Annotated in this window: 7 protein-coding genes; 3 read left to right on the top strand and 4 right to left on the bottom strand. The window is 65.0% G+C overall.

Annotated features, from left to right (window positions below):
- Positions 1-84: 84 nt before the first annotated feature.
- The 4 genes from BEN48_RS07715 to BEN48_RS07700 form a co-directional block, all read right to left on the bottom strand.
- On the bottom strand, positions 85-462 hold the full coding sequence (locus BEN48_RS07715) for a DUF423 domain-containing protein (RefSeq protein ID WP_070734019.1): 378 nt from the start codon (positions 460-462) through the stop codon (positions 85-87).
- Between the two features lie 63 nt (positions 463-525).
- Entirely contained in the window at positions 526-1,791 is a 1,266-nt protein-coding gene (locus BEN48_RS07710; protein ID WP_083320871.1) for an aspartyl protease family protein, read from the bottom strand.
- A gap of 72 nt (positions 1,792-1,863) precedes the next feature.
- Positions 1,864-2,931, bottom strand: a complete 1,068-nt coding sequence (locus tag BEN48_RS07705; RefSeq protein WP_070734017.1) for an o-succinylbenzoate synthase — start codon at positions 2,929-2,931, stop codon at positions 1,864-1,866.
- A 38-nt stretch (positions 2,932-2,969) separates the two neighbouring features.
- Entirely contained in the window at positions 2,970-3,239 is a 270-nt protein-coding gene (locus BEN48_RS07700; RefSeq protein ID WP_070734016.1) for a KGG domain-containing protein, read from the bottom strand.
- Between the two features lie 276 nt (positions 3,240-3,515).
- On the opposite strand from BEN48_RS07700, the gene egtB reads away from it, so the two are divergent.
- The 3 genes from egtB (at position 3,516) to BEN48_RS07685 (ending at position 7,010) form a co-directional block, all read left to right on the top strand.
- Complete coding sequence (gene egtB, locus BEN48_RS07695) at positions 3,516-4,817, top strand: ergothioneine biosynthesis protein EgtB (RefSeq protein WP_070734015.1); 1,302 nt, start codon at positions 3,516-3,518, stop codon at positions 4,815-4,817.
- A 63-nt stretch (positions 4,818-4,880) separates the two neighbouring features.
- A complete protein-coding gene (egtD, locus tag BEN48_RS07690; RefSeq protein WP_070734014.1) occupies positions 4,881-5,858 on the top strand; it encodes an L-histidine N(alpha)-methyltransferase in 978 nt (325 codons plus the stop codon).
- Between the two features lie 36 nt (positions 5,859-5,894).
- Entirely contained in the window at positions 5,895-7,010 is a 1,116-nt protein-coding gene (locus BEN48_RS07685; RefSeq protein ID WP_083320870.1) for a pyridoxal phosphate-dependent aminotransferase, read from the top strand.
- The last annotated feature ends 129 nt before the right edge of the window (positions 7,011-7,139 follow it).

The raw sequence follows: 7,139 nt of genomic DNA, 5'->3' as shown, positions 1-7,139 counted from the left end.
TAGAACCGACCCTAAAAGGGCCTGACCGCAAGCGCGCAGCTTTTTAGGGTGAGACGCAGCCGGCCCAGCGGCCGGGCCAGCGCGCTACAGCTTGCGTGCCGCCAGCAGCAGGCTAATCCAGCCGGCCATGAGGAGCAGGCCGCCAATGGGCGCCACCGCGCCCAGCTTGGTAACGCCTGTGAACACCAGCGCATACAGCGACCCGCTGAACACGATGATGCCGCCCAGCCACAGCCAGCCCGTGGTGCCCAGCGCCCGCAGCTCGGGGCGGGCCGCCCACAGCACGCCGATGGCCAGCAACGCCAGCACGTGGTAAAACTGGTAGCGCACGGCGGTTTCGAAGGTATCGAAACGACCGGTTTTTTCAAGGAAGCCGCGCAGGCCGTGGGCCCCAAAGGCGCCGATGGCCACGCCCAGGCCACCAAGCAGGCCAGCGAGTTGAATTAAAAGACGAGCAGTCATAGAAAGCGGATGGGGAGTTGTGATGGCGGTAATACGCCGCGAAGGTACAGCCGCCGGTCCGGCTCAAATCTGCCGTTTGAGGCGCACCGAGGCAGTGTGCAGGCTGCCATCGGCGCGGCGCAGCACCAGGAGCAGCACGCGCCCGTCTTCCGAATGCAGGATGCGGTCGAGCTGGGTGAGGGTGAAGCCTTCCACTGGTAGAAAGTTGATGCTGAGCAGCTCATCCTCGACCTGCAGGCCGGCGGCATCGGCCGGCGACCCGGGCATGACGCGAAGTATCAGGTAGCGGCGGTACTGGGGGCCGGCCGCCAGCAGCTCAATGCCGCACATGTCGTGCTCAAACGGGTCCCGAAATCTTGAATTGGGCCGCAGCAGCATGCGCTGGTGCGGGTAGTCGATGATGAGCGAGAAGCGCTTGAGCAGCTCGTAGCCAATGTTGCCGTTGCGGGCCACGTCGGTGCGGCTTTGCACATCGGCGGCGTTGGGGTAGGAGGTGAGCACCGAGCGCAGGCGGTAGCGCCCCAGCCGCAGCGTGGGCACCCGGCCCAGGTAGCCCTGCACAATGCCCGAGAGGCCCCGGCCCAGGTCGGTGGGCAGGCGCCGGGCCGGGGCCATCAGGCGCGGGTCCGATTCGAGCTCTATGGATAGGGCGTGGCTCGCACCGGTGTCGAGCACCAGCTTTAGCGGCAGGGTCAGCGAGTCGGTCAGCTGCACGTTGGCGGTGAAGTAGGCCTTGTTTTTTTGTACTGTCAGGGGCACCGCGTCCCATTTCTTGCCGGAGGGAGCGCGGAACGTGGCCGGGTCGTGCACCACCATCTGGTTGTTATCCAGCTGCAGGGCCACCACAAAGCTGCGGAACAGCTCGGAGCCCAGGATGCCGTGAATGGGCATGCCGATGTAGCCCGAGAGGTTCAGGGCATCGTCGGAGAGCACCAGCCAGGTCATGTGCGGGGCCACCACGCCGTCCAGCTCTACCCGCACGCTGTCGGTCTGGTAGGCCAGCAGGCCCGTATCGAGGCCACCGGCGCCCACCACGCGGTACTGCTGCCCATGCCGCAGCCCCAGCGAGTCGGCCAGGGTGGGGGAGGTGATGATGGACGTGTTCACGCCCGTGTCGAGCAGGAAATTGTAGGGGCCGCTGCCGTTCAAATTGGCTTTCACCACCAGCAGGTTGCGTTGCAGCTGAATGGGAATGCGGGCCTTTTTCTGCCGGGGGTTGCTCAAGCCGAAAAGACCCGGCGCAGTACCGGGCTGGGCGTGCGCGGGCGTGCGCATTTCCCAGCCAAGGCCCAGGAAAAGGAGCAAACGCAGAACACGCGAAACAAGCATAGCGAGGAAACGCAACCGAACCGGTAAGTTAAGCGAAGAAGCCGCGCCATTACCTGATGCCGGCGCACCGGCCTACGGCAGCTCCCATGCCCCGGCGGGGTCGTAGCGCAACCAGCCGCCCGTAATATCCAGCGGGGCCGCCACATTGTTTTGGTACAGCTGGCCCGTGCCCAGGCCCTGAGCAAAGCCGGCCACCTCGTACTGACCGGTGAGCTGGGCCACCGCGTTCAGGCCCACGTTCGACTCCAGCGCCGAGGTAATCCACCAGCCGATGCCCCGGGCCTGGGCCAGCGCCACCCAGCGGTGCGTGGCTGCGTGGCCGCCCAGCAGCGTGGGTTTGAGCACGATGAAGGCCGGCTGAATTTCATCGAGCAGCGCGGCCTGCTCGGCCGGGTCCACCACCCCAATCAGCTCCTCGTCGAGGGCAATGGGCAGGGGCGAGGCACGAGCCAGGGCCGCCATGGCGGGGCGCTGCCCGGCCGCGATGGGCTGCTCGATGGAATGAATGCGAAAGGCGGCCAGCTGTTCCAGCTTGGCGGGAGCGTCGGCGGGGGCGAAGGCCCCGTTGGCATCCACGCGCAACATGAGCTGCTCCGGGCCCGCCACGGCGCGGATTTCGGTGAGCAGCGCCAGTTCCGTGGCGAAGTCTAGCCCGCCAATTTTGAGTTTCAGGCACGAATACCCGGCCGCCAGCTTCTGCCGAATCTGCTCGCGCATAAACGGCGCGTCGCCCATCCACACCAGGCCGTTGATGGGCAGCGCGGCCCGGCCCTGGCCGAAGGCGTTGGCGTAGAGCTGCCGGAGCCCGCCGTGGGCCAGGTCGAGCACGGCCGTTTCGAGGGCAAACACCAGCGACGGCAGGCCCGGACCCACAAATGCCGGGACATCGGCCACCGCGAAAGTGGCAAATGCCCCGGCATTGAACCGGTCGCAGAGCTGGGCTACTGCGTCTGGAAATGTGGAGTCGTAATCGGGGCTGAGGCCCGCCAGCGGGGCGGCCTCGCCCAGGCCGGCGGCAGCGGGAGCGGCGGTATCGGTCAGGTACAGGTACCAGGCCACGTGCTCGGCAAGGGCACCCCGGGAAGTGCGGGCAGGAAAGTTGAAGCGCAGGGCGCGCTGCGTGTAGGTGAGGCGAAGCATAGCGCAAAGATGCGCGGCATCGCCCGCCTGGGTGGCGCTTACTTGCTGGCCGTGGGCGAGGTCTTGCCGCGGCGGCTTACCAGGCCACCCTTGCGGCCGGCGTCCCGGGCTTCTTCGGCCGAGAAGCGGTGGCCGCGCCCGCTGGCGTGCGATGCTTTGCCGCCTTCGCTGGCGATGCGGCGCTGGGTCTCGGGGCTCATGGCAGCAAAGCCCCTACGGCTTTTAGTACCTACCCGGTTGGCGGGACGGGTGCCACTCTTGGCAGCACCGCCGGCGGTATTGGCGATATCAGAAATTGAAGATGCCATTGGAATATGGAAAGAAGGTGAGGAATGATGCAAGTGTAATCATAATTGGCGATAATCCTACTTTAACCCAGCTGTTTAGTTGTGATTTGAACTCAAAATGAATGCAAATACCACTTTGTACGGAAGAGCTTCTACGTACCTTTCGCAGGCTCACTGCGTGTTTGCTGTATACTGGCTCACGACCCCGTATTTAATGCCGGTTCCTTGCAAACGCAACCTCCGCCCTGCTAACCCGGTTAGTGGTTCTAGTTGTTGTCTCCGCTCACGCCCCTGCCCATGTCTTCCACCCTCGAAATTCAGTCGCCACCCCGCATTGCCCCGTCCTGGCTGGCGCGCTACCAAGCCGTGCGCACTCAAAGCACCGCCCTGTGTGCCCCGCTACTGCCCGAAGACACGGTGGTGCAGCCCATGATAGACGTGAGCCCGCCCAAGTGGCACCTGGCGCACACCACCTGGTTCTGGGAAACGTTTTTGCTGCGGGAGTACGCACCCGGCTACCAGGTATTTCACCCGGAGTACGCTTTCCTGTTCAACTCTTACTACAACTCGCTGGGGTCCCGCGTGAACCGGGCCGACCGGGGCACGCTCTCGCGCCCGGCCCTGGCCGACGTGTTGGCTTACCGCAACCACGTAGACGCCGCCCTGGCCGCACTGCTCGCGAAGCCCCACGAGCTGCCGGCCACCTTTTTTGAGCTGCTGGAGCTGGGCCTGCAGCACGAGCAGCAACACCAGGAGCTGCTCGCTACCGACATCAAGTACATCCTCAGCACCAGTCCGTTGGCACCGGCTTACCTGCCAATTTCGGAAAAGGCTAATGTGCAGGCGGCCGCGCCAGTTGCCAGCGCCACGTGGTTGCCGGTGCCCGGGGGCATTTGCAGGGTAGGTTTTCAGGAAGAGGGTTTTTGCTTCGATAATGAATTACCCGCGCACGACGTGCTGGTGGCGCCGTTTGAGCTGCAAAACCGCCTCGTGACCAATGCTGACTACCTGGCCTTTATGGAAGCGGGCGGCTACCGCGACTTCCGCTTCTGGATGGGGGAGGGCTGGGACCTGCTCCAGGCCGAAGGGTGGACCGCTCCGCTGTACTGGGTGCAGAAGGCAGGCGGGTGGTACCGCTTCACGCACCACGGCCTGCTGGCCGTGGACCCCGCCGCGCCCGTTACCCATGTGAGCTTTTACGAAGCCGATGCCTACGCCAACTGGGCCGGCGCCCGCCTGCCCACCGAGGCCGAATGGGAAACCGCCGCCTGCCATTTTAACGCCACCCCCGAGGGCGGCACCTGGCTCGAAAGCAACGCGTTGGACCCGCAGCCCTTGCCCGCCGACGCTGACCCCAGCGCCTGCCATCAGCTGCTGGGCGACTGCTGGGAGTGGACTTACTCGGCCTACCATGCCTACCCCGGCTACTCCCGCGCCGCCGGGGCACTGGGCGAGTACAACGGCAAGTTTATGGTGAACCAGCTGGTGCTGCGCGGCGGCTCCTGCGCCACCCCCGAAAACCACATCCGCATCAGCTACCGCAACTTTTTCCACGCCGACAAGCGCTGGCAATTCACCGGCATTCGGCTGGCCCGCTAAAGCGGCGCTGCCCAAGCGCAAGTTTCCGGTTACTACTCTTTTTAACTCGTTTTTAGCAGCTGCATGAGTTCATCTTCCACCCTAAGCCGCCCCCTAAGCGCGCTGGCCCAGCACGTGGCCACGGGCCTGCGCCAAACGCCCAAGGCGTTGTCGTCCATGTACTTCTACGACGACGCGGGCAGTCGGCTGTTTCAGCAAATTATGGCGCTGCCGGAGTACTACCCCACGCGGGCCGAGTTTGCCATTTTTGAGCAGCATGGCGCGGCCATTGCCGAGGCCCTGCGGCCAGCCGTCAACGGCCCGTTTGCGCTGGTGGAGTTGGGCGCGGGCGACGGTTCCAAAACGAAGGTGCTGCTGCGCGAGTTTCTGCGCACCGATGCGGACTTTACCTACGCCCCGGTGGACATTTCGGCGGGGGCCATGTCGGGGCTGGTCAATGGCCTGCAGCAGGAAATGCCCGGCCTGCAGGTGGCTCCGGTGGTGTCGGACTACGCCACGGCCCTGAGCCAGCTCGGCAGCCGTCCGGGCAGCAAAGGCGTGCTTTTTCTGGGGTCTAACATCGGCAATTTTGCCCCGGCCGACCGGCTGAGCTTTTTGCGGCAGTTGGCCGCGCCCCTGGCCCCAGCCGACCGCCTGCTCATCGGCTTCGACCTGCAGAAAGACCCGCGCCGCATTCGCGCTGCCTACGATGACAGCCAGGGCGTTACGGCTGCCTTCAACCTCAACCTGCTCACTCGGCTCAACCGGGAGCTGCACGCGGATTTCGACCTGGCCAACTGGCAGCACTTCACCGACTACAGCCCCCTCAGCGGTGCGGTGCGGTCGTTTCTGGTGAGCACCAGGGCCCAGCAGGTGCGCATACCGGCCCTGGACGAAACCTTTCAATTTGCCGCCTGGGAGGTGATTCACACCGAGAATTCATTTAAATTTACGCTGCCTCAGATTGAGGAGCTGGCCGCTCAGGCGGGCCTGCGGGTGGTGGACACCTTTACCGATGCCGACACCGACTTTGCCGATGTGGTGATGGCCGCGCATGAGTAACAGGGCCCTGGCCCAAGCGTTAAACGAGAAAAAAACATGGTCAGCTTAGCCTCAGGATACGGAAATTTTGCGGTGCCTGCCGCGGCCATGGAAGCCGCTTTGGCCGTGCTGGCCGATGCCCAGCACGAGGCCAAGCCGCTGGAAGTGAGCCCTGCGGCCGGCTTGCCTGAGCTGCGCGAAGCCCTGGCCCAGCGCTACCGGCAGCGCGGGGCCGCCAGCCTGAGCGCGGCACAGGTTATGGTGACCAGCGGGGCCAAAACCGGGCTTTATGCCATCCTCAGCGAGCTGCTAGCTCCCGGCGACGACGTGCTGATGCCTACGCCCAACTGGTTTGGGTTTTGGGAACTGGTGCGCCGGACCGGTGGCACGCTGCGCACCCTGCCGCTGGCCGCGGCCGACGACTACGCCCTGACCCCGGAGGTGCTGCGAGCCGCTCTCACTTCGGATACTAAACTTCTGATAATTAGCAACCCTAATAACCCAACGGGGCGGGTGTATTCCCGGGCGGAGTGGGAGGCAGTACTGGCCGTCACGGCAGAATTCCCGCAGCTGTGGGTGCTCAGCGATGAGATTTACGAAGGCATCAACTTCGGACCAGAGTCGGTGCCCACCCTATTGTCCTTTCCCGACCCGCACCAACGGCACGTGGTGGTGAGTGGCTTCTCTAAGTCGCTGGCCCTGGCGGGCTGGGGCGTGGGGTGTGCGGTGGTGCCGCCCGCGCTGGCCCCGGCCGTAGCGGCCCGCTTGTTTGGCACCGGCCTGGCGGTGCCCGTGCCGGCACAGGCCGCTGCCCTGGCCGCTACCCGACAGGCCGATGCCATTGCCGGGGCGCTGTGCGCCCAGCTGGCCGGCAACCGCTGCCTGTTGCTGGATAGCCTGGCAGCATTGCCCGGTGCGGTAGCTGGTCCCATTCCCGGGGGGACTTACTACGTTTTCGCAGATTTCACTCGCTTTCTCGACCCCCAGTTGCCGGCCGACGCCGCATCGGCGCAGCTGGTGCAGCGGCTGGCGGCGGCCGGGCTGGTGGTAGTGGACGGGGCCACGTGCGGCGCGCCGGGTTTTGCGCGGCTTTCCTATGCCCTACCCACGGCCGACCTTGCGCGGGCCGCGGCCATTATGCAGCAGGTGCTGGCACCAGTGGCGGTCCGGTAACCGGGTTTTTGGAACAAAAGCACTTGGCGGAGCGCTGGTCTCCATTTTAAGAGCCTCTGGAATGCGCTGTGAGGCGTTTGCCCACAAGCCGGTAGCCGTACCTTTGCGGCGGCTAGGTTGCCGGTTGCT

Source organism: Hymenobacter glacialis (genome assembly GCF_001816165.1).
Classification (GTDB): Bacteria; Bacteroidota; Bacteroidia; order Cytophagales; family Hymenobacteraceae; genus Hymenobacter; species Hymenobacter glacialis.
The sequence above is the reverse complement of the archived record's forward strand: the minus strand, read 5'-3'. Positions and strand labels throughout refer to the sequence as shown.